We start from the raw sequence: 21,981 nt of genomic DNA on the forward strand, positions 1-21,981 counted from the left end.
GAGTGAAACAGCGGACGAACCCGCCCCGACACCACCCGCGCCCACGATACTGATGGCCATGACGAACACCCCCCGCCCCTCCACGGCCCCGTTCTCCCGCGTCGGAATCCGAACCGGGGCCCTCGTCTTCTGCGGCAACGACGTCGCCCTCATCCGGCGCGACCGCCCCGACTCCACCCACTACACCCCGCCGGGCGGCAACGTCGAGCACGGTGAAGACCTCCAGCAAGCGCTGAGCCGCGAACTCTCCGAGGAACTTGACCTCGACACCGGCCAGGCCGAGGGCGGCGACCTCCTGTGGGTCGTCGACCAGCGTGTCACCCGGCCCGGCCCCACCCCGCCACCGCGCAAACTCCACCTCATCTACCGCTTCCACATCACCCCCGAACTCCGCGCCACCCTCGCCCGGACCGAGCAGGACGAACTCCCCGACGGCAGCCACGAAACCGGCATCATCGAGTGGGTCGACTACCGCAAGGCAGCCGACCTGCCCATCTTCCCGCCGCTCGGAGAAGCCCTCGCCGCCCTGCCCGACCCCCGCGCCACCGTCACGGACGCCGCACTCGAAGCCGTCACCGATGAGAACTACACCTGGGTGTGACCAGCGCCCCCGACAAACAGCCATTGCCCAGGACACCCGCCGATCATCCACCGGCGGCCGGGCCGTCTGTCCAGAGACCCGAGGACACGGCATCCGGCCGGTCGAAGACAGCCTGGACATCGCGCCCTGCCAGGGCGCGGCAACCATCGGCCCGGAACTGGCGGACCCCGTGCCGTCGTTCGACGCCGTTCTGATTGCTCTCGGCGGCGTGGCGCTGGCCACCGGCGAGGGCCATGTGCTGAAGGCAGTGGCTTCCGAAGCTGAGGTGATCTGTGTCCAGCCGCTGGGCGCACCAGTGCCGACACATTCGTGGCGGAGGCGACGTGTCGTCACCACCGACTCGACCGACACCGTCGCTGAAGGCGCCTGGCGTCGTCGGCGGGTGTCTCATCCCGGCCGTCCTGGACGGCCTCCTCCTGGTGTAATGCGCCAGAGATCCCCGGTGGTATTCCTGGCCGGTCCTTTGATGACTGGTCTTGACCTTGGTGAGGTCGACGACCTTCTCGACGTACTGCGGATCGGTGGAGAGCTTGAAGGAGTCCTGCTGACTGTCTGGCACAGGACTTCGAGTGCTGGAGCAGCAATTCGCAGTATGGATCCCGGGCGGGCGATGGGAAGAGGGGGGAGGTTGCGTCCGGGCAGGTGGATTGCAGGTCCCCGAGGCGTCAGGTCTGTCGGGTGACCCGTACGTATCCGAATGTCTCGTCAAGAAGAGCTGTCGGGGGCTCTTCGCCGAGGGAGCAGCGCATGAGGGCAGACTCGAAGCAACTGAGTGAGACGTTGACGATCGTCTGAGCCCTCATGCCGTCCCTGGGATTGTCCGGGGCGATCTCGTCCGCATCGAGGGAGAGCTGCCGGATGCGTCCCCGCCGGTCAGGTCGTCCCGTCCAGCTTGGGGGCGGCTACAGCGGGGAACAGCCGCTCAACGGCGGTGACGATCGCTGCCCGGCGGGCCGCCAGGAAGGTGTCGCGATCGACGCCGGCCAGGATGGGGAGGTCGGGCTGGCTGGCCCAGCCGGTGGCGATCTGGCTGACGATGACCAGGATGTCCATCGGGTCCCAGGCGGGGTCGAGGTATCCGGCCTCCTGGGCCTTGCGCGTCTGCTCGAGTTTGTAGGACGCGGACTGCCGCATCGGATGGTCGGCGGGCCGTTCCGCGTCGCCCAGTTCCAGCCGGCCCCAGACCACCAGCCGGTACCGGTCGGGGTGGGCGGTGTAGTAGTCGTGCAGGCGGCCCGCGAAGCCGGGCAGGTCGGTGGGGTCCATGCGCGTCGCCTCGGCGATCACCGCGAGCTCCTGGGCGGAGACGAACCGGTACAGCTCTTCCTTGCCGCCGCTGAAGTAGGCATATACGCGTTCTGTGCTGGTCTTGGCCTCTTTTGCAATGCGGGCGATGCGCGCTCCGGCGATTCCGTACCGGGAGAACTCTGCCTTGGCCGCGGCGATGATGCGGTCGCGGGTGGAGTCGGAGGCGGCCCGGGGAGTCATTCCGCAACCTTACCAAAGCGCCTGTTTTGACAGTGCGCACGGTGCGGGGTACGGTCAAAACAAAAGTTTTGCTTTGACGATGGGAGCAGCTCATGCACTACAGGACGCTCGGCAGCCAGGGGCTGAGGGTCTCGGCCGTCGGCTACGGCGCCATGGGCCTGACCATGGCCTACGGGCCCACCAACGAGCAGGAGGGCGTCGCCGCCGTACGGCGCGCCCACGAGCTCGGGGTCACCTTCTTCGACACCGCTGAGATCTACGGCTGGGGCGAGGTCTACGGCTGGGACGACCGCAACAACGAGGCCCTGCTGGGCCGAGCGGTCAAGGACTTCCGCGACGAGGTGGTCCTGGCCACCAAGTTCGGCTTCGAGCGCACCGCCCAGGGCCTGGGCCTCAACAGCCGCCCCGACAACATCCGCAAGGTCGCCGACAACAGCCTGCGCTTCCTGGGCACCGACCACATCGATGTCCTCTACCAGCACCGCGTCGACCCCGACGTGCCGATGGAGGAGGTCGCCGGCGCTGTCAAGGAACTGATCGAGGCGGGCAAGGTCCGCCACTTCGGCCTGAGCGAGGCAGGCCCGCAGACCATCCGCCGCGCGCACGCCGTGCAGCCGGTGTCGGTCCTGCAGACCGAGTACTCCCTGTTCGAGCGGGACGTCGAGCAACTGCTGCCGGCCCTGGAGGAACTCGGCATCGGCCTCGTCGCCTACTCACCGCTGGGCCGCGGCTTCATCACCGGCGCGGCCAAGCCCGCCGCCGAGTACGACCCCACCGACATGCGCACCTTCGATCCGCGCTGGCAGCCCGGCAACTATGAGAAGAACGTGGCCGCCGTGGACCAGTTGGCCGGGCTCGCCAAGTCCAAGGGGATCACCGTGTCCCAGCTCGCCCTGGCCTGGCTGCTGGCCCAGGGCGAGCACATCGTGCCCATCCCCGGCACCCGCAGCGTCGCCCGGATCGAGGAGAACAGCGCCGCCGCCGAGGTCACGCTCACCGATTCCGACCTCGCCGCGATCCGCGACATCCTCCCGTACGGCGGCTTCGGCGCCCGCTACCGCGAGGGCGAAGTCCCCACCTGGGACTGACACGTCCGACCCGCTGGTCTCCGACCACCCATTGGCCCGAGACCGGCGGCCAGCCGGTATCCCGCGCACCACCCGAGGCATCGCCGGGACCGGGAACCCGCACAACCGCCGTCCAGCGACGCCGTCATCAGCGCGCCGACGACATCGCCCCTCGCTCGATCAGAATCGAGACCTGTCCCGTGCCTCTACGTGACCCCCACATCGACCGGAGTGCGGCGTTCCAGGCCCTCCTGATGCAGGCGCTGAGTCATGTGTTCGTGCCTTTGGTGTTCTCCTCGCGGCAACTGCAGTTCGCGAGCGAACCGACCGCGAAACCGACGACGGAGATCATCCCGACCCGGCACGGCAAGATGCGCGCGCTGGTGTACGCCCCGACCGCCCGGCAGATGCAACGGCACACGGGGGCAGGGATGCGCCCGCCGGTGCACCTGGCCTTCCACCCGGGCGCCTTCATCGGCCGGCGGCCTCAGCAGGAGGACAACGTCGCCCGCTACCTCGCCTCCGATGTCGGCTGCTACGTCGTGCTCCCCGACTACGGCGTAGCTCCGCAGGTGCGATTCCCCGTGGCCGAGGAGCAGTCCTACGACGCCTACCACTGGGTGCACAAGCAGGCCGCACACGCGGGCTGGGACCGCAACCGGATCTCCGTCGGGGGCGGTAGCGTCGGCGGCAGACTTGCTCTGAACGTCGCCCTGATGGCGATCGACCACGACTATCACCGTCCGGCCGCCGTTTCTGCCGAGTACCCGTTCATCGACACGACCCGTGAGGACGGGGCCCGCACCTCGGCCAAGAAGCGACCTCTCGCTTCTCCCTCACTCATGTCGCTGGTGCGGCGCACCTACTTCGCTGGTGTCGACCCGCACCACCCGCTCGCCGCCCTTGTGTACCACCCGCGCCGCGGCGAACTGCCCCCGACGCTCATCATGACCGCCGAGTACGACACGCTGCGCCACGAAGGCAACGACTTCGCAGTCGACCTCGCCGCCCGCGGAGTCGAGGTCACCCACCGCGAATTCCCCGGTGTCGACCATCAGTTCACCCACACCAAACCGACCGAGTCCGCCAGGGCCGCAATCCACATGATCGGTGACCACCTCTCCAGGGCGTACACCGAATCCGCGGTCGAGTGACGTCGGTCCGCGGCCCGCTGCCCGGGTGGCGCGCTCGCCGCACAGCACGCAGCCCCGGGAGTCCCGACGTGCAGTGAACGACCGGCGGGGAAGATTCCCGGCCAGCGAGCCGGCGACTCTTCCGGCGGCGCCCCACGCCGTGGCCTGCCGGAGGCGTAGAGCGTTCCGCTTGACAGCATCATCGGAGCTGCCTACCGTCAAATCAAAAACTTTGATTTGGTCAAGGGGTGGCTCAAGCAGTAACGGACACCGGGCAGTCCGAGCCCGACGGTCTTGGTCGTCGGCTACGGCGAGATGGGGCTGGCCATGGCCTACCGGCCCACCAACGACACGCCGGGTGACGTGCGATCAGGCCGCCACGGCCAGCACTCCACACAGTTTGGTTAGCGAAGGAGGTCATACTCATGAAGGACCGGGCACTCGGAACACAGGACTTGAACGCGTCTTCGATGAGCCACGGCTCGTGGGACGCGGTCGCCGCCACCCGATACGCCCTGCTCACCACCTACCGAAAGAACGGCACTCCGGTTGGTGTGCCGGTGTGGCTCGCCCCCGACGGTCGGAAGATCGTCATCTGGACCGCGGCCGACTCGGGGAAGGTCAAGCGCATCAGGCGCAACCCCGACGTCACCCTGCAGATCTGCGACACCTACGGCAGAAAGACCACCGGCGAGATCGTCCGCGGCCACGCCACCATCCAAGACGGCGTCGTCACCAACCGCACCCGCACCCTTGTCGGCAAGAAATACGGCCTGATCGGCCTCGTCATGATCTATTTCAGCAAGTACGTGCGGGGATCAGACGCCACCGTCGGCCTCGACATCGAACCGGTTTAGCACGTCTCACCCCGCACATGCCTTGATCGCAGTGCGTCGCGCCTGTCCCCACCGTGTCCTCTGCATGAGCGGGACCCTGGGCGGTCGCGGAGACTCCCTATCCACACCACCTTGCGGAAGCCGCCGTTCAGCCATACAGCCGGTAGCGTCCAAGGCCGCCTGATGCAGGCATCGAGCAGGGTGATGACACCGGAGATGTTCTCCTTGCCGCAGATGCAGTTCGCCTGCGAACGACCGTGAAACCGAGAGCCGTGTCGGTCCTGTCCGGGACGGGCCGGTGCGCGCGCTCGTGTATGCCCTGGCCGCACGGCCGATTCACCGGCGTATGGCGACCGGCGCCGCCCTCCTGTGCGTCTGCCCTTCCACCCGGGCGCCTTGATCGGCCGACAGCCCCAACAGATGGGATGAGAAATGACCGAAGAGGAACTTCAGATTTCCCGGCGCGGTGTTCTTGCGGGCAGTGCGGCAGCCGTTGCACTGACGGCGCTCCCCGTCAGCGCGGCCGCGCAGACGCCGGCTCCCGGCTCTGCGCCTCCTGGCATGCCGGTATCGATGAGCGTCAACGGTCTTCGGCAGTCGCTGGAGCTGGACACCCGGACCACGCTTCTCGACGCGCTGCGCGAACACGTCAAGCTCACCGGGTCGAAGAAGGGCTGCGATCACGGTCAATGCGGAGCATGCACTGTGCTGGTGAATGGCGAACGCATAAACTCCTGCCTCACCCTCGCCGTTCAGCACGAGGGCGACGAGATCACCACGATCGAGGGCCTCGGTCGACCCGACAAGCTCCACGCCATGCAAGCCGCGTTCATCGAACATGACGGCTATCAGTGCGGCTACTGCACACCCGGCCAGATCTGCTCCGCGGTCGCGGTGCTCGACGAAATCAAGCGCGGCGTCCCCAGCCATGCACAGACCAACGTGGCAGCAAAACCCGACATCACGGCGGTCGAGATGCGCGAGCGGATGAGCGGCAACATCTGCCGCTGCGGCGCCTATTCCAACATCATCGATGCGATGGCCGAAGTGGCGGGATCTAGCGCATGAAGCCATTCACGTATGAGCGTGCCCGGACACCCGCCGAGGCGGCAGCCCTGGTTGCGAACCGGCCAGGCGCGAAGTTCCTCGCGGGCGGAACCAATTTGCTCGATCTCATGAAACTGGAAATCGAGACGCCGAGCCATCTCGTCGATGTGCAGGATCTGGGGCTGGACAGGATCCGGCCGACTCCGGACGGCGGGCTGCGCATTGGTGCGTTGGTGTCCAATACCGCGCTCGCCAGCGACGAAAGGATACGGCGCGACTATTCGGTAATCACCCGTGCGACCGTGGCTGGCGCCAGCGGCCAGCTCCGCAACAAGGCATCTACAGCGGGCAATCTTCTACAGCGGACACGGTGTCCGTATTTTTACGACACTCACCAGGCTTGCAACAAGCGCACGCCCGGTGCGGGCTGTGCCGCGATCGGCGGCTACTCACGCCAACTCGGCGTGATCGGAGTCAGCAAGGCGTGCATCGCCACCTTCCCCGGCGATATGCCTGTCGCCCTGCGCGTGCTCGATGCGAAGGTCGAGACAGTGATGCCCGACGGACGGACACGGGCAATCCCGATCGGCGAGTTTCACCGGCTGTGGGGCGATACACCACATCGTGAGACGGTACTCCGCACCGGCGAACTGATAACGGCGGTAAGGCTCCCCCGTCCGCTTGGCGGACGGCACTATTATCAAAAGGTGCGTGATCGCGCATCCTATGCCTTTGCTCTCGTATCCGTCGCCGCGGTCATCCAGCCGGACGGCACCGGGCGGGTTGCCTTCGGTGGCGTGGCCCCGCGACCGTGGCGGGTCGAGGAAGCCGATGCGCTACTGCCCCAGGGCGCCGCTGCGGTCACCAAGCGCGCGTTCCGTGGCGCGACACCCACCCATGACAACGCCTTCAAACTGGCGCTCGCCACTCGGACGCTCGCCTCGATCATCAGTCGATCGCAGAAGGGGGCGCCATGAAATTCGACACGCCCGCCGGCACCAACCCGATCGACAGGAAGAAGGTCGTCGGCAAACCGTCCTCACGGATCGAAGGGCCCCTCAAGACCACAGGGACGGCGCCCTATGCCTATGAACGGCATGACGTCGCCCCGGACCAGGCTTACGGCTATGTGCTCGGGTCGGGCATCGCGAAGGGACGCATTAACCGCATCAACACCCGATATGCGAAATCGGCGCCCGGTGTGCTTGCGGTCGTGACAACCCTGGACCACAAGCCGCTGCCGCGCGGAATCGGCAACCCTGCCAATCTTTTCGGCGGGGCCATTGTGGGGCACTACCATCAGGCCATCGCCTTGGTCGTCGCCGAGACCTTCGAGCAGGCTCGGGCTGCTGCCAACCTGATCCGGGTCAGCTATGTTCGCACATCAGGGAAGTTCGACTTGGCCAAGGCGGCGCCCAAAGCGCCATTGGCCGGCGCCTACGGTGCCCCGCCTGCGCCCGTCCGGATCGGCGATTTTGCCGCCGCCTTCGACTCGGCGCCGGTCAGGCTCGACGAGACTTACACGACGCCTGACGAGAGCCACGCGATGATGGAGCCGTTCGCATCGATCGCTGCGTGGAAGGCCGGCGAACTGACGGTCTGGACATCGAACCAACTGGTGGCCCAGGCAAAGTACAGCCTTGCCCAGGCACTGTCGATTCCGCCGGAGAAGGTGCGGGTGGATTCCCCCTACATCGGCGGCGGTTTCGGCGGGAAGCTCTTCGTGTGCGCCGACGCCGTCCTTGCCGCGATCGGGGCGAAGACGGTAGGACGGCCGGTCAAGGTCGCGCTCACCCGGCCGATGATGGCCAACAATTCAACGCATCGGTCCGCCACGATCCAGCGTGTCCGTCTCGGTGCGGGACGCGACGGCCGTCTGACCGCGATCGGGCACTCCAGCGTGAGTGGAAATCTCGAAGGCGGCTGGCCCGAGCCAGCGGTCGAGCAGACCAGGCTGATGTATGCCGCCCCGAACCGCGAGACGTACATGCGGCTTGCAAAGCTCGACCTTCCCGAGGGCAACGCCATGCGCGCACCGGGCGAAGCCCCCGGCCTCATGGCGCTCGAGATAGCGATGGACGAGATGGCGGAGAAACTGGGCATGGACCCGGTGGATTTCCGCGTCATCAACGACACCCAGGTCGATCCGGAAAATCCCAACCGCCCCTACTCCCAGCGCCACCTCATCGAGTGCCTGCGCACTGGGGCGGAACGGTTCGGGTGGTCGAGACGCAGCCCCAATCCCGCCCAGATCCGCGAAGGGCATCGGCTGATCGGCATGGGAATGGCAGCGGGCCTTCGCAACAACCAGGTCCTCAACTCCGCGGCACGCGTCGGACTCGATGGCGACGGAGTCATCACTGTGGCCACCGACATGACCGACATCGGGACCGGCACTTACACGATCATCGCGCAGACGGCTGCGGAAGTAATGGGCGTACCGCTCGACAAAGTGCGTGTGATCCTGGGCGACTCCGCACTGCCGGCATCGCCGGGATCGGGCGGTCAGTGGGGCGCCAACTGCTCGACGGCCGGGGTCTATGCGGCCTGCATGAAACTGCGCGGTGCCGTCGCGCAGAAGCTGGGGGTGGACGCTGCCGATGTCGATTTTGTTGATGGGGAAGTGGTGTCGGGCAGTCGCCGCATCGAACTCAAGGAAGCCGGCCCGCTTTCCGTCGAGGACAAGATCGAGTTTGGCGACCTCGCCATGCAGTATCAGCAATCGACCTTCGCCAGCCATTTTGTAGAGGTGGCTGTGGACAGCTATACCGGCGAAACGCACATCCGGCGAATGCTCGCTGTGTGCGATGCAGGACGCATCATCAATCCCACATCGGCTCGCAGCCAGGTGATCGGCGCGATGACGATGGGTGTCGGTGCCGCACTCGTAGAAGAACTGGCGGTCGACAAACGGTCCGGATTCTTCGTGAACCACGATCTTGCCAGCTACGAGGTGCCGGTCCATGCTGACATTCCACACCAAGAGGTGATCTTCCTCGACTATCCCGATGACAAATCGTCGCCTATGAAGGCGAAAGGCGTGGGCGAGCTGGGACTCTGCGGCGTCGGCGCCGCGATCGCGAACGCGATCTACAACGCAACAGGTGTCCGTATCCGCGACTATCCCCTCACGCTCGACAAATACCTCGACCGGCTGCCGGTGATCCCCTGAGGTCCGTCGCGCAAGGAACCGATTCACGACCAGTGCAACCTCGACGGCTCGGCATCGCTGAACCCCAGCGAGCTCGTGAACGGTCGGCGGTGAGACGCTGTGGACCTCAGAGGGGGGCTTGGATCACATCTGCCGTGCGCCGGGGTCAGGTCCGCGGTCTGCTGGTGGGACCAGCAGACCGGAGACGGTCTGGACGGCATCACTCATGTGTTTCTGGCGGCCGAGGTGACGCGCGAGCGCCTGCCGGTTCATCAGGTGGGCGACGCTGTGCTTGACCCGGATACGTCGACAGGAGTCCGCCCTGCGCTGCCGCTCGTCCGCCTCCTCGTGCCAATCGGGAGCGTTGACTTGCGATGCGGCGATGTGATGACGCGTCGGTTGCTCTGCGCGTTGAGCCCCTGCTGGTCGACGTTGGGCGAGGACCTCGAACGGCAGCTCGTCGGACCGGAGTTCTGGCGGGAGGCGGGAGGCGGGAGGGTGCGTGCGGGCATTGGGCGGGCGTGGCCGTCCTGCGGACGGCCGCCCGGTCGAAGGAGTGAGATTGGCCAGCCCTTCTGCTCCCTTCGTGTCGATGACGACCGCGCTCTACAGGCGCATCCGCTCAGTCGTGGACGACCCGCGATCCAGATGTGGCGGATGGGGGCGCGAAGGCTGTCCCGGTCCGTGCCACCAGGGACCGGGACAGAGCGAAAAGGCGGGGGCGGTCAGCCCCCCATGCGGCGGTCGGGCAGTGCTGCCAGGAGTGCCTGGACGGCACGGGCCCGGTCTGCCCGGTCGTCCGTGTCGGCGGCGGGGGAGGTACTCAGGGGGTCTGTTCCTTCCGGGTAGTGGACACAGGACGGCGGCCCGGGTGGACCGGTGCCGTCGCGGTGGACAGGGGGTGCCGCGTCGGCGGCGTGAGTATCGGTCACTGCGTGCGGGTGAGCGGGTGGTTGAGGATGTCGGTGAGGGTGTCCCGGTCGAGGCGGAGCACGACCGTGTGGTGGTCGGACAGGCCGGTCATGTCGACGACTTCGACCGCGCGCACGGCGGGCAGGAGCTGTTTGCTGGCGTAGATCCGGTCGATGCGTGCGTCCGGGCCGTGGTCGCAGGCGTCGACCGTGGGGGCGACCGGGCTGGTGTCCCCGGTGACGGTGGTGAGGTGGCGGGCGACGTCCTGGAGGCCAGCGGTGCGCAGGGTGGCGTCGGGGCGGTCGTCCATCAGGCGTGTGCCGTCCGGCCCGATGTAGGAGCGGTGCGCCCGGTGGGGTTCGTCGCCGATCTTTTCCAGGATGGGCAGGGCGGGGTCTCCGGGGGTGCCAGCGACGGGGTAGGAGTTGGTGTCGCCGCCGAGGAGCGCCGGGCAGTGGACGCGCCGGCCGTCGCCGCGCCGGGCCCACCTGTCGTTCAGCCTGGTCAGCCATTCGGTCTCCGCCAGGCGGGCGGCGGGCGAGGCGTAGTCGTAGTGGAAGGAGCCCACGAACAGGGGGGCGGCGTCGGCGGCCGTACCGGTGAGCTGGAACTGGCGCACGGTCGGCGGGAGCAGCCAGGGGCCGGTCTTGGGGTACTCGCCGGCCGGGGTGAACAGCTTCGGGTCGTGGTAGACGGCGGTGCTGCACTCGCGGGCGATGCGGCCGGTCATGCCGAGCACGGCTTCGGCCGCGTCCGCGAGTTCGTTGTCGTTGTCCTGGGCGCCCCACATTTCCTGCCGCAGGAGGAGATGCAGGTCGAGGGATGCCAGGCGGTCGTGCATCCGCCGCCACAGGGTTTGATTGCCGCCCCCGTTGTACTCGAAGTTGCAGGTCGCCACGTTGATGAGCACGGAGGTCTCCTCGGAGGTAGAGGTGTCAGCGGGATGTGCGGGATGTGCGGGGTGTGGACCGGGGTGGTCGGGGTCGGACCCGGCGTGGAGGGCCGCCGCGTCTGCGGTGCGGCGGTGGTGTTCTCCACGCCGGGCTCTTGCGGTGCCCGGTGCGGCTGTTCCCCACGAGCACCTGCACCGGGTTCCGCGTCCACGCCCTTTTCGGATCAGGTCAGGGTGCGGTCCGGGAGGCGGGGTGTCGGCGGGGGAGCGGGTTCACGCGGACGACGCCGGGAACGGGGAGCCCGGGGCGCCCGGGGCGCCTGCGGGGGCGGAGAGCGCCGTCTCCTGGCGGGTGCTGCGCGTGGGGCTGGGGAGTGTGGTGCGCGGGGTGGGGATGTGCCGTTCGGCGGGGGTGTGGAGGCGGTTGGATGCGTCGCACAGGGCCCAGTGGGTGAAGCCCTGCGGGTAGTTGCCGACCCGGCGCCGGCGGATGGGGTCCCATTCCTCGGCGAACAGGCCGAGGTCGCTTCGCAGGGTGAGGAGCCGCGCGAAGAGGGTGTGGGGCCCGGCCGGTGCGGCCGGTCAGTGCGAGGGCTTCGACGAGCCAGAACGAGCAGGCGAGGAAGGCGCCCTCGTGTCCGGGGCGCCCGTCGACGCCCTGGTCGCTGCCGGTGGTGGTGTAGCGGTGAAGGTGTTGCGTACCGGGTCGCCTTGGAGTGGACGAAGTGACGGCGCTCGCCGCGGACTTCCCAGATCCCCTCGTCCGGCTCCTGCCAGACCTCGGCGAGGTTGCGGACCAGCGCCATCTGGAGGGCGTCCGCCCGCGGGTCCGGTTCCAGACCGTGGCGCCGGGCCGTGTCCAGGGCGTCGTTCACCTCCCCGAACACGTCGAGCTGGAGCGGTCCGGCGGCCCGGTTGCCGACCCGCACCGGTGCCGAGCCCGCATAGCCGGGCAGGTGCCCGAGTTCCCGCTCGGGCAGGTCCCGCTCGCCGCTCACCCCGTACATGATCTGCATGGGCCGCGCGTCGGTCAGGGTGCGCACGAGCCAGGAACGCCAGGCGCGTGCTTCTTCGAGGTGGCCGTTGCGGGCGAGGGCGGCGATGGTGAGGGCGCTGTCGCGGAGCCAGCAGTAGCGGTAGTCCCAGTTGCGGCTGCCGCCGATCTCCTCCGGCAGGGATGTGGTCGGGGCGGCGACGACGGCGCCGGTGGGGGCGTGGGTGAGGGCCTTGAGGGTGATCAGGGAGCGCCGCAGGGTGTCGTGGCCGGGACCGGTGTGGGTGTGCTGGGCGGAGAAGTCCTGCCAGCGCGCGAGGGTGGCGGCGAACGCTGCGTCCGTGTCGGGGACGGGCGGTACGGGAAATCCGTCCTGCCAGGTCAGCGTGAACGTCATCGGCGGCTGCCCGGCGGTGACGGTGAACTCGCTGATGAGCGAGGCACCGTCGAGCTGGGTCGGCGGCTGGGCGTCGAACCACAAGTTGCCCTGCCCGGTGTGGAGCCGGAACCGGTCGCCCAAACCACGGATGCGCGGCAGGCGGCTGCCGTATCCGGGGCGCACGGCGAGGTCGGAACGCATCCGCACCCGGCCCCGGACGCTCTGGACGGTCCGTATCAGTTGGACGGGGGTGTCGTCGCGGGTGTGGGGCGGCATCAGGTCCAGGACTCGCACCGTGCCGTCGGGGGTGTCCCACTCGGTGACCAGGATCAGGGTGCCGTCCAGGTAGCGGCGCCGCGAGGCGGGGGGCGGGGTGCCGCTACCGTCCGGTCCTGTGGGGGCAAGGCTCCAGCAGCCGTGCTCCTCACCGCCGAGGAGGCGGGCGAAGACCGCGTCCGCGTCGTACTGTGGCGGGCACCACCAGTCGATGCTTCCGGTGGGGGAGATCAGGGCGGCGGTGTTCATGCCGCTGATCAGGGCGTATGCCTCAAGGGGCGGGGCGGGGTCGGTCATGGGCGGGTCCGTTCGTCGTGCGGTGGCCGCCGCTGTGCGGGCGGGCGGAGCGAAGGAGAGGGGTGTGCGGCCGGGGGCCGGGCGGGTACCCGGCGGGACTCTCGTCCACCGAACCGGGTGCGGTTCGCAGCGCGGTTCGTAGGGCGGTGGCGAGGACTGCCAGGTGCCAGGGCCGCAGCCAGGGCGGATCGGGCAGCGGCGCGGACGCGAGCTCCCGGAGCAGCAGGACGTCCCGGTCACTGCTCTTTCCTGAGGCTCCGGCCCCGGCTCGGTTGGCCAGGCTCCGCAGCCGGGTCCACTGTTCGGCGATGTCGGTGAGGCTGACGCTGCTGCGGTGCTTCCACTGCCTGCGGATGCGGCCGGGCAGGAGAAGGTCGGTGTCCGTGGCCGGTGACGGCGGGGGCAGTGGCTCGCTCACCGGCGGTCGGGGCAGGCTGCGGGCGGTGACGAGTACCCGTGGGTGCTTGCCGGTGAGCTGGAGGAGTCCTTGGTCGGCGAGCCGCCGGAAGGCGGCGGTGACCAGCGCGGCATCTCACACGAAGTGGAGGGCGAGGGTGCTGGCGGCCGGGAGTGGGGAGCCGGGCGGGTGGAGCCCGGCGGCGATCTGCGCGGTCAGCCGGTCGGCGATGTAGCGGGCCCGGATCTGCGGGATGTTCCCGGTGACCGGCACGAACAGCCGGGCACCCTGCCGTTGCAGTGCCCCGACGGTGGCGAGGTCGGCGACGGCGGCGTCCATCCGGGCACGGGAACAGCCGAGCCGCCCGCTCAGGCGCAAGGGCGAGAGCACGGTCCCGGGCAGGTACTGCCCCGAGCGGATACCGGCGGTGAGGTGTTCGGTCACCTGGGCGATGGACGGGCCGGGTTCGGTGGCGCGGGTGATCGCCCGCAGCAGGTCACGCAGTGCCGTGGTGAGGAGGGCGACGGTCTCAGGGGTGACGGGGGTGTCCGGCGGCTGTTCGGCGGCGGTCAGGAGGGCGTCCCAGCGGGCGGTCGCGGAGGGGGAACCCGCCTCGGCCTCGCGGCAGTCGCGGGCGGTCGGGGTCCAGCGGGCCAGGCAGTCGCGGAGCGTGGTCGCAGTCCGGGCCAGGGCTGCGGCGGAGGGGGTGCCGGACCCGGTCCGGCAGGCGCGGGCAAGGTCCGAGCGCAGTGCGGCGGCTGCTGTGCCGTCGAGGACCGGCGGCACAGCAGCAGTACGGTCCGGGAGGGGTGCGAGGGGCAGGGGGGTGGAGGACACAGGAGGGCTCGCTGCGGTGGTGGGAGGCGGACGGAGGAGAAGGGCGCGGCCTGTTGCGGACGTGGGCGGTGACCTGGTCGCGGGTGGCGGACAGGATGCCCAGGGCGACTGCCGCCAGGTTCAGCCGTCCCACCAGCACGCTGCTGGAGTAGGCGACATCGAGCCCGTCACCGACCTCACCGATCCGGTGGGAATCGGGCACCCGGACCCCGTCGAGCACGAGTTCCCCGAAGGAGAAGCCGCGCAGGCCGAGCCGGGGAGTGTGCGGGGCCAGGCGCACGCCCTCACGGTCCGCCTCGACCAGGAACGTGCTCAGTCCCCGGCTGCCCTTGCCGGTGCGGACCACCACGCCGTGCACATGCGCCACGTGGGAGTTGCCGACGTAGACCTTCCGGCCGCTCAGCACCCAGGTCCTGCCCCGGCGGCGGCCGGTCGAGGTCATACCGAGGACGTGACCGCCCGAGTCGTGTTCGGTGACGGCGATCGTGGGCAGTACCGATCCGTCCGCGACGGCGGGCAGCCACGTGTTCCGCTGCTCTTCCGTCCCGAAGTGCTGGATCATCGCGGTGCCGAGGACGGAAGCTTGGACGGCGGCGCCCATCGCCGCGCTCATATAGGAGAGTTCCTCGACGAGGACGGTCTTCGCGGTGTGGCCGACGTCCATGCCGCCGTGGGCGGCGGGGACGGTGATGCCGATCCATCCCATGCGGGCCATCTCGGTCACGAGGCCGTCCTCGACAGCCCCGGTGGATTCCATGCCGGGTATGCGGGGTGCGATCTCGGTCCGGGCGAAGTCACGGACCCTGGCACGCAGGTCCCGGTGCGGGTCGGAACCGGGGTCGGGGTCGGGTGTTTCGGTGCCGGGGACGGCATGGAGGGCCTGGAGGTCGGGCATCGCTCTCCGTTTCTGGGGTCAGCGGTGGGCGGAGTGCAGGAGAGTTGGCGCCAGGGCGTCGCGTTCGGACTTGATGAGGCCGAGGAGGCCGTCGGCGTCCGCCTGGGGGCGGGCGGCGGTGTCGATGAAGCAGATCGTGGCCAGGGTCTGGCCGGACTCGGGGTCGGTGAAGGGTGCGCCGACGTAGGTGCGGACGCCGAGGATGTCGACGACCGCGTTCGACCGGAACCGGGCGTGACTGTGGGTGTCGGTGATGACGAGGGCGAGTCCGTTGCGGGGGATCAAGGCGGGGCAGAACCCGTGGGTGAGGGGCATGGTGCGGGGGATGAGGGGCAGGTCGGGGCGGTCCGCCCGGTACAGGCCGGTGAAGTACTGGCCGTCGTCCATGAGGAGGTTGACCATCGCGTACGCGGCGCCGGCGGCGCGGCCGAGGCGGGTGACCGTCTCGTCGAGGTCGCCGCGCGGTTCCCGGCGGAGGCCGAGTTCGTGCAGGCGGGCGGCGCGGGCGGTGGAGGATGCGGCGGGCGCGGGGAGTAGCCCGGGGTCGGGATCGTGAGGGTTCACGGGCGGGCTCCACGTGGTGAGGGGGCGGGAAGGGAGGTGATCAGGGCGTGCAGGACCGTGGCGACGGACCTCGCGTCGCGGGCGTCGAACGCGATCACGGGCACCCGCTCGTGCACGTCGAGGGCTTCGCGGACCTCGTCCGGGGTGTAGCGGCGGGGGTCGTCCTCGAACTCGTTGACGGCGACGACGAAGGGAACCCGGAGCTTCTCGGCGAAGTCCAGGGCGGGGAAGGAGGCCGCGAGGCGGCCGGTGTCGACGACGACCGTGCCGAGGGCGCCGTGGGCGATTTTCTGCCACATGGAGTGGAAGCGGGGCTGTCCGGGGGTGCCGAAGAGGAAGACCTTCATCGGCGGCGGGTCGGGGAAGGTGATCCGGCCGAAGTCGACCGCGGTGGTGGTGGTCGTCTTGCCGACGGCGCCGGTCAGTTCGTCCGTGCCGACGCCCGCCGCGGTCAGGCCGGCCTCGGTGCGCAGCGGGGTGATCTCGCTGACCGCGCCGACCAGGGTCGTCTTGCCCACGCCGAACCCGCCGGTCACCAGGATCTTCACCAGCCACTCACCGGGCCGCTGGTCATGCGGCATGGGGGTTCACCCCCCAGCGGCGCTGGAGATTGGCGAGGAGCGCGGTCAGCACGGCCGGGTCGCTGCCCTCGGTGCCGGGCCGGTCCGAGCGGGGGACCGTGATCCGCAGGGCGCCGTCCCGGAAGAGATCGGAGACGAGCACCTTGACGACAGGGGCCGGCAGGCGCAGGGTGCCCGCGAGTTCGACGACGGACAGGTCCCTGCCCGCACACAGGCGCAGCACCTGCTCCTGCTCGGGTGTCGCTCCGTGCGGGGGGTTCTCCGGCAGGGCGCGGACCTGTGTCTCCAGGAGGAGGGTGACGTCGGCCTCGGTACGGCCGGAGGTGATCGCGTAGTAGGGGACGCGGGGGGTGACCTCGCCCCAGGTGCCGCCCGCCATCTCATTCGCCTTCCGCGCGGTCGGGCGTGGCGAGGTGCCGGCCGACCTGCTGGACCAGAAGGGTCATCTTGTGGGCGACCATGCCCGGATCGGCTCCGGGGCCGGTCAGGACGGTCAGGAGACTGCCCTGGCCCGCGGCCATGGTGTAGATCATGCAGTCGTGGCGCTCGATGACGATCTGGCGGGTCTCCTGCGTCGAGTCGCTCCCTAAACATTCGGCGAGCGCCCTGCACGCGGACAGCACGGTGGAGGAGGCGGCGGCCACGCGGTCCGTCCCGTCCTGGTCCAGCAGTTTCGTGGCGCACCGGGCCAGCCCGTCCCGTGACACGAGGACCGCGCGGGTGGAATGCCCGATCTCGGCCGCGAACTGCTCCAGCAGCAACGTCATGTCCTGAAGCCTGGTGGTCGCGAAGATCTCGCCGGTGATCGATCGCTCCTGTGGGGGGTGTCAGGGGTGTCAGGGGTGGAAGAAGGCGTGATGGCGGGGCCCGGCTCCGGTCCGGAGTCCGAAGCCGCCTCCTGGATCTGGCGCGAGGCACGGAAGAACGCGCCCACGACGTCGGGTGAGGCAGGCGAGGGGACCGCGTCAGGGTGAGGAGGAACCGGGGAGGCAGGGCCGCCGGTGGCGGTGTCATCTTCACCGCCGGGTGCGGCGAGGGCGGTGGTGTCCCGGACTCGGCGCGGCAGCAGCGGCCGGTCCCCCGCACCATCGGACGCCGCACGCGGGCGCGGACCCGAGGGTGCCGGGGCACCGGTCACCGGAGCGGTAGGGCCGGAGGCCGCACGGGGGTCGGCCGGTGGTGTGCTGTCGGCTGTCCCGGCGCGGCCCGGCAGGGCCATCGGCCTGGCCGGACCGGCGGCAGGAGGGGAAGAGGAAGAGGGTGTTCGGGTCGTGCGGCGGGCGGCAGTTGCCCCGGCTGACCAGGAGCTGTCCGGGCAGGGCGACGGTGGCGACGATGCCCTGTTCCGGTGCTTGCTTGGCCCGCAGACCGACGGTGATCTTGTAGGCGGCAGCGAGCTGCGCGACCACGGCCAGGCCGATCCGCCTCTCGGCGAGCCGGGGCAGCACCAGGTCCGGCGACGGTCCGGCGAGCAGCGCGTTCGCCTCCGCCAGGTCCCGGACGGGCATGGACAGCCCGTGGTCCTCGATCTCGATGCGCAAGCCCCGCGAATGCTGCTCGACCCGGACGCCGACCGGCTCGTCCGGCGGGCTGTAGCCCAGTGCGTTGTCGACCAGCGCGGACAGCATGTGGATCACGGCCGGACCCGCGTAGCCCACGATCCACAGGTCCTGGCCGAGCGGGAACCGGGTCTCCACCCGGCGGTGATACAGGGTCTCCGCGATCCCCACCCGCACCACCGTGCCCAGCGGCACCGGGTCCCGGCTCGGCGCGAAATGGCCGCTGCCGCCCAGCACCATCAGGCTCTCGCAGTAGCGCCGCGCCAGCGACGCCTGCAACTCCGCCTTGAACAGCGTCGCCAGGACCGCCGGGTCCTCGATGCTGTTCTCCACGTCGTCCAGCACGCCCAGCAGACGGGTGATCGTGCCGTGCAGGCGCGGAGCGACACTGCCCACGACCCGCCCGGCGTCGCCGTCCCGGGCCTTCGCCACTGCGGCGACCGCCTCGCCCAGCACAACGGTCAGCATCCGGTCGAACCCTTCGAACGGGTCCGTGATGTCGCCGTGGCCCCGCTGGGAGGCGGCCGGTATCGGGGCACCGGCCCTCGCCTGCGCCTCCGTCCGGGCCCGGTCGAGGGTGGCCCAGTACCGCTCCAGCCAGGCCCGCGCGTTCGCCAGGGAGTGCTCCAGCTCCTGGGCCCGCACCGTCAGCCTGTTGTGCGCGGTGTCCTTCTCGCGCCGGGCACCGAGTTCGGCCTGCCGGCCGACGTCCTGGAGCGGTCACGGCGGGCGCACACCACCACGAGCCCGGCCCACAAGGCTGCCCCACCCGACACCGCCCACGGCCACGCCAGCGTGCCCGCGGCACCGGCGGCCCACGCCCCGGCCGGTAGGGCCGCACCCGCCAGCACCGCGCCCAGGCTGCTCCCGAGCAGCCCGCGCCCCGGGGCCGGGAGGTCCGGAGGGATGCTGCCGCCGCCTGCCCCGCCATGGGCGGAGTGGCGCCGGGCCGTTCGACGAGACGAGACCATGGCTCCTCAGAAGGCTAGAAAACGTGTCAAAAGGGCTGGGTTGTGGGCAGGTTGGGGCCGGCTGCCGCAGGAGTGATCCGAGGCCCGCTGCGGCAGCCGGGACGGTGGCGGGGCCCGACCGCCCCTTCACCGTCACCCCGGCAGCCGGACCTGACTGTGATCCAGACGCAACCGGGGAACTTCTCGGCGACCGCCTCCCTCCCGGGCCTGCCAGGGAAGGAGCAGCGGCGCCGGACCGCCCCGGGGCGGCTCTCCGGGCCCGTGACCACGGGGGGAGTCTCCGGGACCGGGGCGCGCTCGCCCCGGGACGGCCGTCTTCACGGGCCGGGCAGCATCACGGCCCCCGCCCCAGTGCACGGGCACCCGCCGCAGTCGCCGCGGTCGCTGTGCGCCGGGCGTGCAGCAGGCCGGTCTCGTGGCCCCGAAGGACGGCGTGCAGCGCCGAGTGGGCGCCGAGCCGCCTGCACACCGTGTCCTCCAGCTCCCGCAGCGCACCGGGCGCGGTCACTCCGAGGAGATCAGCGACCCGGCCCCAGGGCACCCCGGCCGCCCACGCGTCCAGCAGTCCCAGGCCCAGCGGACTCAGACCGGCCGGCTGCGACGGCCACACGGGCACCACACCCTGGCAGACCGCCTCGTGCACGATCGCCGTCCACGTCATCCCCCGCCAGCCGGCGAGCACCTCACCCGCCGCCTCCATCCGCTCGAACACCTCCCGCTCCGTGGCGAGACGGCAGACCGCGAAAGCGGCGACCGGCGTTCCGTGCGCGAGAGCGTCCAGCATCACCGCGTCCCGCAGCTCCAGGCCCCCGATGCTGCCCGCGACGCCGTAGAACCGGCGGCGCCCAGGGGCGCTGATCCGCGCGGGGCACACCGCACCCCACACCACCAGCAGCCTGCCCCGGCCGTCGGCCTCCAGCCGCACACCATCGAAACCCGGCAGTGATCCCAGGACATCCGCCACCTCCGCGGCGAAGGAATCCGGGACGGGCAGGAAGCCGCCCAGCCGCCCCGGCCCCGACGGAACCGCCAGCAACTCCCCACCCCCGCCCGCACCGTCGCCCTCGGGCAGGCCACCGAGCCGCAGCGTCACCGCGCCCGACAGCAGCGCCGAGTCGGCCAGCCCATGCGTACTCGTGGGCCCGTACACGGCAGCCACCTGCGGAGCCTCCACCGTCACCCGGCCGGACCCCCCGCGCCGAAGCGCGGCGCTGCCGCCCGGCCCGGCCGGGAAAGAGGCGGTCACAGCACCTCCCCAGCCAAGAGGCAGGACGGGCCTCTGCCGGCCAGGGCACAACCCACGCGGACAAGACGTCCTTCAGCGTGGGCATGAGGTCCTCCCCGGGCGGGAGCGGGGCGGGATCGCTGGAACGAGGAGGCCAACTGGTCGTGGTCATCCACATCACGTCCTTGGGACCGGTCTGGAGAGAGCGGGGGACTGCCACGCCAGGTCTCGGGAGGCCGGTGCCGCCCCGATCCGTCAGTTCGTCACGTCCCGAGGGGAGTCGGAAACGCTCCGTACGGAAGGCGAGAAGCGTCGCAGCCGCAGGGAATCCAGGGCCACCCCCATTCCGTCCCCGGAACACGGCGCGGGAGTGACGCGCATCCCCGCCCTCTCCCCGGAACGCCCCCGGAGTCCGGCCGGATGCTCTAACTCGCAGGCTGGGCAGGAACATTGATCCGCGAGAGGCCCTGCCGTCGCCGCGACGCATGGGAGACGGACAGGAGGACGAAGCCGGATGAAGAAGCTCTTTCGCCACCTGCTCGACGAACGGGAACTCCGCGACCACCGGGCGTTCCTGCCCGCCTTCCGCAGAGCCGCGCACGAGCTGGCACAGATCGAGGACGAACCGTCTCTGCGGCGGCTCGATCCGGCCCTGACGACGTTCGAGGGCTGGTACTACGGACACCGCCAGCCGCAGCGGGACGCCCGCCGGGTGCTCAGGCACTGGCTCGGATACAGCGTCGAAGCCCTCTGGAGCCCGGCGGACACTGTCCTCGCGCACGAACGCGAGAGCCCCGCCGGGGACGGCCGTGCCACGACGGGCGCGGTCCTGGACGAGATGAGAAGGACGGCAGCGATGGCCGCACAACGCGCAGCAGACTTCGCCATGGGAGCCGAACACGGCCTGATCGGCCCCGAGACACTCGCCATCGTCACGGACAAGGTCGCGGCGATAGTCGAGGACTATCCCCGCGTCCCCCTGTCGGTGATCTGGCAGGAGATGGCAGCCACCCAGGACCAGGTCTTCCGCCTGCTCGACGGCGGTCGCATCCAGCCCTCCCAGGGCCGCGACCTCGGAGTCCTCGCCACCATCCTCTCCTTCCACATGGCCAAGGGCTCCAACGACATGGGCGAGCCGCGGCAGGCCATGACCCAGGCCCGCGCCGCCGGAGTCGCCGCACAGTGGGCCGGGCACACCGGACTCGTCGGTCTCACCCTGGGCCTGAAGTCCCTGATCTCCTACTGGTCGAACCAGCCGGGCCAGGCCCTCCACTACGCCCGCCAGGGCGCCGCGCACTGCACGGAGTCCCGCGGCACCGTCAGCGTCTGGCTCGCCTCCCTCGAAGCACGGGCAGCCGCCCTCCTGGGAGACGGCCAGTCCGCGACCGCCGCCCTCACCCGCGCCACCGACCTGCGCAGGCGCGTCCAGCCCGACGACCTCGACCGCCTCGGCGGACTCCTGACCTTCCCCGAGGCCAAACAGCTCTACTACGAGGTCGAGACCCGCGTCCTGCTCAACCACAGCGGTACCGACGTCATCACCAGCGCCGAACAAGCCGCCGCCGCCTTCGCCGACTCCGAGACCGCGCACTGGGCCTTCGGAGACCAGGCCGGCGCCCAGTGCAACCTCGCCCTGACCCGCCTCCACAACGACCAGCTCGACGGCGCCGCCGAAGCGGCACGCCCCGTCCTCGACCTCGAACCCACCCGCCGCAACCTCGGAATCGTCGTCTCCGTCGGCCGCGTAGCCACCGCGCTCACCCACAGCCCCGCCCGCGACGCGCGCACGGCCAGGGACCTGCACCAGGAGATCGAGGCATACAGCTCCACCGCCCCCTCCAGGCCCGCCCTGACCCGCTGACCGCCGGTAGAGTCCCCG

General features: G+C 70.1%; 19 protein-coding genes and 2 pseudogenes. 9 read left to right on the forward strand and 12 right to left on the reverse strand.

Annotated elements, in window-relative coordinates; translation table 11 throughout:
* The first annotated feature begins 58 nt into the window (after positions 1-58).
* Together AB0O01_RS10200 and AB0O01_RS10205 are read left to right on the forward strand one after the other, a co-directional pair.
* Complete coding sequence (locus AB0O01_RS10200) at positions 59-601, forward strand: NUDIX domain-containing protein (protein ID WP_365312039.1); 543 nt, start codon at positions 59-61, stop codon at positions 599-601.
* Between the two features lie 88 nt (positions 602-689).
* A pseudogene (locus AB0O01_RS10205) lies at positions 690-1,023 on the forward strand (pyridoxal-phosphate dependent enzyme); the annotation flags it as partial.
* A 451-nt stretch (positions 1,024-1,474) separates the two neighbouring features.
* On the opposite strand, the gene AB0O01_RS10210 reads toward AB0O01_RS10205, so the two are convergent.
* The gene (locus AB0O01_RS10210; protein WP_365312040.1) at positions 1,475-2,089 is read right to left on the reverse strand and encodes a TetR family transcriptional regulator; all 615 of its coding nucleotides are present in this window, start codon (positions 2,087-2,089) and stop codon (positions 1,475-1,477) included.
* Positions 2,090-2,181: 92 nt separating this feature from the next.
* Here AB0O01_RS10210 and AB0O01_RS10215 point away from each other — a divergent pair, with 92 nt between their 5' ends.
* The 6 genes from AB0O01_RS10215 to paoC all read left to right on the forward strand — a co-directional run bounded on the left by AB0O01_RS10215 (position 2,182) and on the right by paoC (position 9,344).
* A complete protein-coding gene (locus tag AB0O01_RS10215) occupies positions 2,182-3,177 on the forward strand; it encodes an aldo/keto reductase (RefSeq protein ID WP_365312041.1) in 996 nt (331 codons plus the stop codon).
* 179 nt (positions 3,178-3,356) lie between these two features.
* Entirely contained in the window at positions 3,357-4,310 is a 954-nt protein-coding gene (locus AB0O01_RS10220) for an alpha/beta hydrolase fold domain-containing protein (protein ID WP_365312042.1), read from the forward strand.
* Between the two features lie 404 nt (positions 4,311-4,714).
* Complete coding sequence (locus tag AB0O01_RS10225) at positions 4,715-5,146, forward strand: PPOX class F420-dependent oxidoreductase (RefSeq protein ID WP_365312043.1); 432 nt, start codon at positions 4,715-4,717, stop codon at positions 5,144-5,146.
* Positions 5,147-5,557: 411 nt separating this feature from the next.
* Positions 5,558-6,193: an aldehyde dehydrogenase iron-sulfur subunit PaoA gene (paoA, locus tag AB0O01_RS10230; protein WP_365312044.1), complete on the forward strand. Its 636-nt coding sequence runs from the start codon at positions 5,558-5,560 to the stop codon at positions 6,191-6,193.
* Complete coding sequence (locus AB0O01_RS10235) at positions 6,190-7,149, forward strand: xanthine dehydrogenase family protein subunit M (protein ID WP_365312045.1); 960 nt, start codon at positions 6,190-6,192, stop codon at positions 7,147-7,149. Before paoA ends, AB0O01_RS10235 begins: the two co-directional genes overlap by 4 nt.
* On the forward strand, positions 7,146-9,344 hold the full coding sequence (gene paoC, locus AB0O01_RS10240) for an aldehyde oxidoreductase molybdenum-binding subunit PaoC (protein ID WP_365312046.1): 2,199 nt from the start codon (positions 7,146-7,148) through the stop codon (positions 9,342-9,344). The genes AB0O01_RS10235 and paoC overlap by 4 nt, the downstream gene beginning before the upstream one ends.
* A gap of 907 nt (positions 9,345-10,251) precedes the next feature.
* On the opposite strand, the gene AB0O01_RS10245 is transcribed toward paoC, so the two are convergent.
* The 11 genes and pseudogenes from AB0O01_RS10245 to AB0O01_RS10295 form a co-directional block, all read right to left on the reverse strand.
* The gene (locus AB0O01_RS10245) at positions 10,252-11,145 is read right to left on the reverse strand and encodes an endonuclease/exonuclease/phosphatase family protein (RefSeq protein ID WP_365312047.1); all 894 of its coding nucleotides are present in this window, start codon (positions 11,143-11,145) and stop codon (positions 10,252-10,254) included.
* 255 nt (positions 11,146-11,400) lie between these two features.
* Positions 11,401-13,073: pseudogene (locus AB0O01_RS10250) on the reverse strand (glycoside hydrolase family 15 protein).
* The gene (locus tag AB0O01_RS10255) at positions 13,048-13,491 is read right to left on the reverse strand and encodes a hypothetical protein (protein ID WP_365312048.1); all 444 of its coding nucleotides are present in this window, start codon (positions 13,489-13,491) and stop codon (positions 13,048-13,050) included. Before AB0O01_RS10255 ends, AB0O01_RS10250 begins: the two are co-directional and overlap by 26 nt.
* A gap of 114 nt (positions 13,492-13,605) precedes the next feature.
* On the reverse strand, positions 13,606-13,914 hold the full coding sequence (locus AB0O01_RS10260; protein WP_365312049.1) for a hypothetical protein: 309 nt from the start codon (positions 13,912-13,914) through the stop codon (positions 13,606-13,608).
* An 85-nt stretch (positions 13,915-13,999) separates the two neighbouring features.
* Complete coding sequence (locus AB0O01_RS10265; RefSeq protein WP_365312050.1) at positions 14,000-15,202, reverse strand: acyl-CoA dehydrogenase family protein; 1,203 nt, start codon at positions 15,200-15,202, stop codon at positions 14,000-14,002.
* Positions 15,203-15,220: 18 nt separating this feature from the next.
* Positions 15,221-15,766: a GAF domain-containing protein gene (locus AB0O01_RS10270; RefSeq protein ID WP_365312051.1), complete on the reverse strand. Its 546-nt coding sequence runs from the start codon at positions 15,764-15,766 to the stop codon at positions 15,221-15,223.
* Complete coding sequence (locus AB0O01_RS10275) at positions 15,763-16,347, reverse strand: ATP/GTP-binding protein (protein WP_365312052.1); 585 nt, start codon at positions 16,345-16,347, stop codon at positions 15,763-15,765. The genes AB0O01_RS10270 and AB0O01_RS10275 overlap by 4 nt, the downstream gene beginning before the upstream one ends.
* A complete protein-coding gene (locus AB0O01_RS10280; protein ID WP_365312053.1) occupies positions 16,337-16,726 on the reverse strand; it encodes a DUF742 domain-containing protein in 390 nt (129 codons plus the stop codon). Before AB0O01_RS10280 ends, AB0O01_RS10275 begins: the two co-directional genes overlap by 11 nt.
* A 1-nt stretch (position 16,727) precedes the next feature.
* Positions 16,728-17,114, reverse strand: a complete 387-nt coding sequence (locus tag AB0O01_RS10285) for a roadblock/LC7 domain-containing protein (protein ID WP_365312054.1) — start codon at positions 17,112-17,114, stop codon at positions 16,728-16,730.
* A gap of 249 nt (positions 17,115-17,363) precedes the next feature.
* Entirely contained in the window at positions 17,364-18,551 is a 1,188-nt protein-coding gene (locus AB0O01_RS10290; protein WP_365312055.1) for an ATP-binding protein, read from the reverse strand.
* Positions 18,552-19,211: 660 nt separating this feature from the next.
* Entirely contained in the window at positions 19,212-20,123 is a 912-nt protein-coding gene (locus AB0O01_RS10295) for a DUF6302 family protein (RefSeq protein WP_365312056.1), read from the reverse strand.
* A 493-nt stretch (positions 20,124-20,616) separates the two neighbouring features.
* Between AB0O01_RS10295 and AB0O01_RS10300 the strand changes: the two genes are divergently transcribed.
* Positions 20,617-21,963, forward strand: a complete 1,347-nt coding sequence (locus AB0O01_RS10300; protein WP_365312057.1) for a hypothetical protein — start codon at positions 20,617-20,619, stop codon at positions 21,961-21,963.
* Positions 21,964-21,981: the final 18 nt, after the last annotated feature.

The sequence above is a fragment of the Streptomyces sp. NPDC093252 genome (genome assembly GCF_040683675.1).
GTDB lineage: Bacteria > Actinomycetota > Actinomycetes > Streptomycetales > Streptomycetaceae > Streptomyces.

What these genes read in the sequence shown, in the direction of transcription:
- AB0O01_RS10210 (WP_365312040.1), bottom strand. Translation starts at nt 2,089, where the DNA reads ATGACTCCCCGGGCCGCCTCCGACTCCACCCGCGACCGCATCATCGCC.
- paoC (WP_365312046.1), top strand. Translation starts at nt 7,146, where the DNA reads ATGAAATTCGACACGCCCGCCGGCACCAACCCGATCGACAGGAAGAAG.
- AB0O01_RS10215 (WP_365312041.1), top strand. Translation starts at nt 2,182, where the DNA reads ATGCACTACAGGACGCTCGGCAGCCAGGGGCTGAGGGTCTCGGCCGTC.
- AB0O01_RS10225 (WP_365312043.1), top strand. Translation starts at nt 4,715, where the DNA reads ATGAAGGACCGGGCACTCGGAACACAGGACTTGAACGCGTCTTCGATG.
- paoA (WP_365312044.1), top strand. Translation starts at nt 5,558, where the DNA reads ATGACCGAAGAGGAACTTCAGATTTCCCGGCGCGGTGTTCTTGCGGGC.
- AB0O01_RS10300 (WP_365312057.1), top strand. Translation starts at nt 20,617, where the DNA reads ATGAAGAAGCTCTTTCGCCACCTGCTCGACGAACGGGAACTCCGCGAC.
- AB0O01_RS10280 (WP_365312053.1), bottom strand. Translation starts at nt 16,726, where the DNA reads ATGGCGGGCGGCACCTGGGGCGAGGTCACCCCCCGCGTCCCCTACTAC.
- AB0O01_RS10200 (WP_365312039.1), top strand. Translation starts at nt 59, where the DNA reads ATGACGAACACCCCCCGCCCCTCCACGGCCCCGTTCTCCCGCGTCGGA.
- AB0O01_RS10235 (WP_365312045.1), top strand. Translation starts at nt 6,190, where the DNA reads ATGAAGCCATTCACGTATGAGCGTGCCCGGACACCCGCCGAGGCGGCA.
- AB0O01_RS10285 (WP_365312054.1), bottom strand. Translation starts at nt 17,114, where the DNA reads ATGACGTTGCTGCTGGAGCAGTTCGCGGCCGAGATCGGGCATTCCACC.
- AB0O01_RS10265 (WP_365312050.1), bottom strand. Translation starts at nt 15,202, where the DNA reads ATGCCCGACCTCCAGGCCCTCCATGCCGTCCCCGGCACCGAAACACCC.
- AB0O01_RS10275 (WP_365312052.1), bottom strand. Translation starts at nt 16,347, where the DNA reads ATGCCGCATGACCAGCGGCCCGGTGAGTGGCTGGTGAAGATCCTGGTG.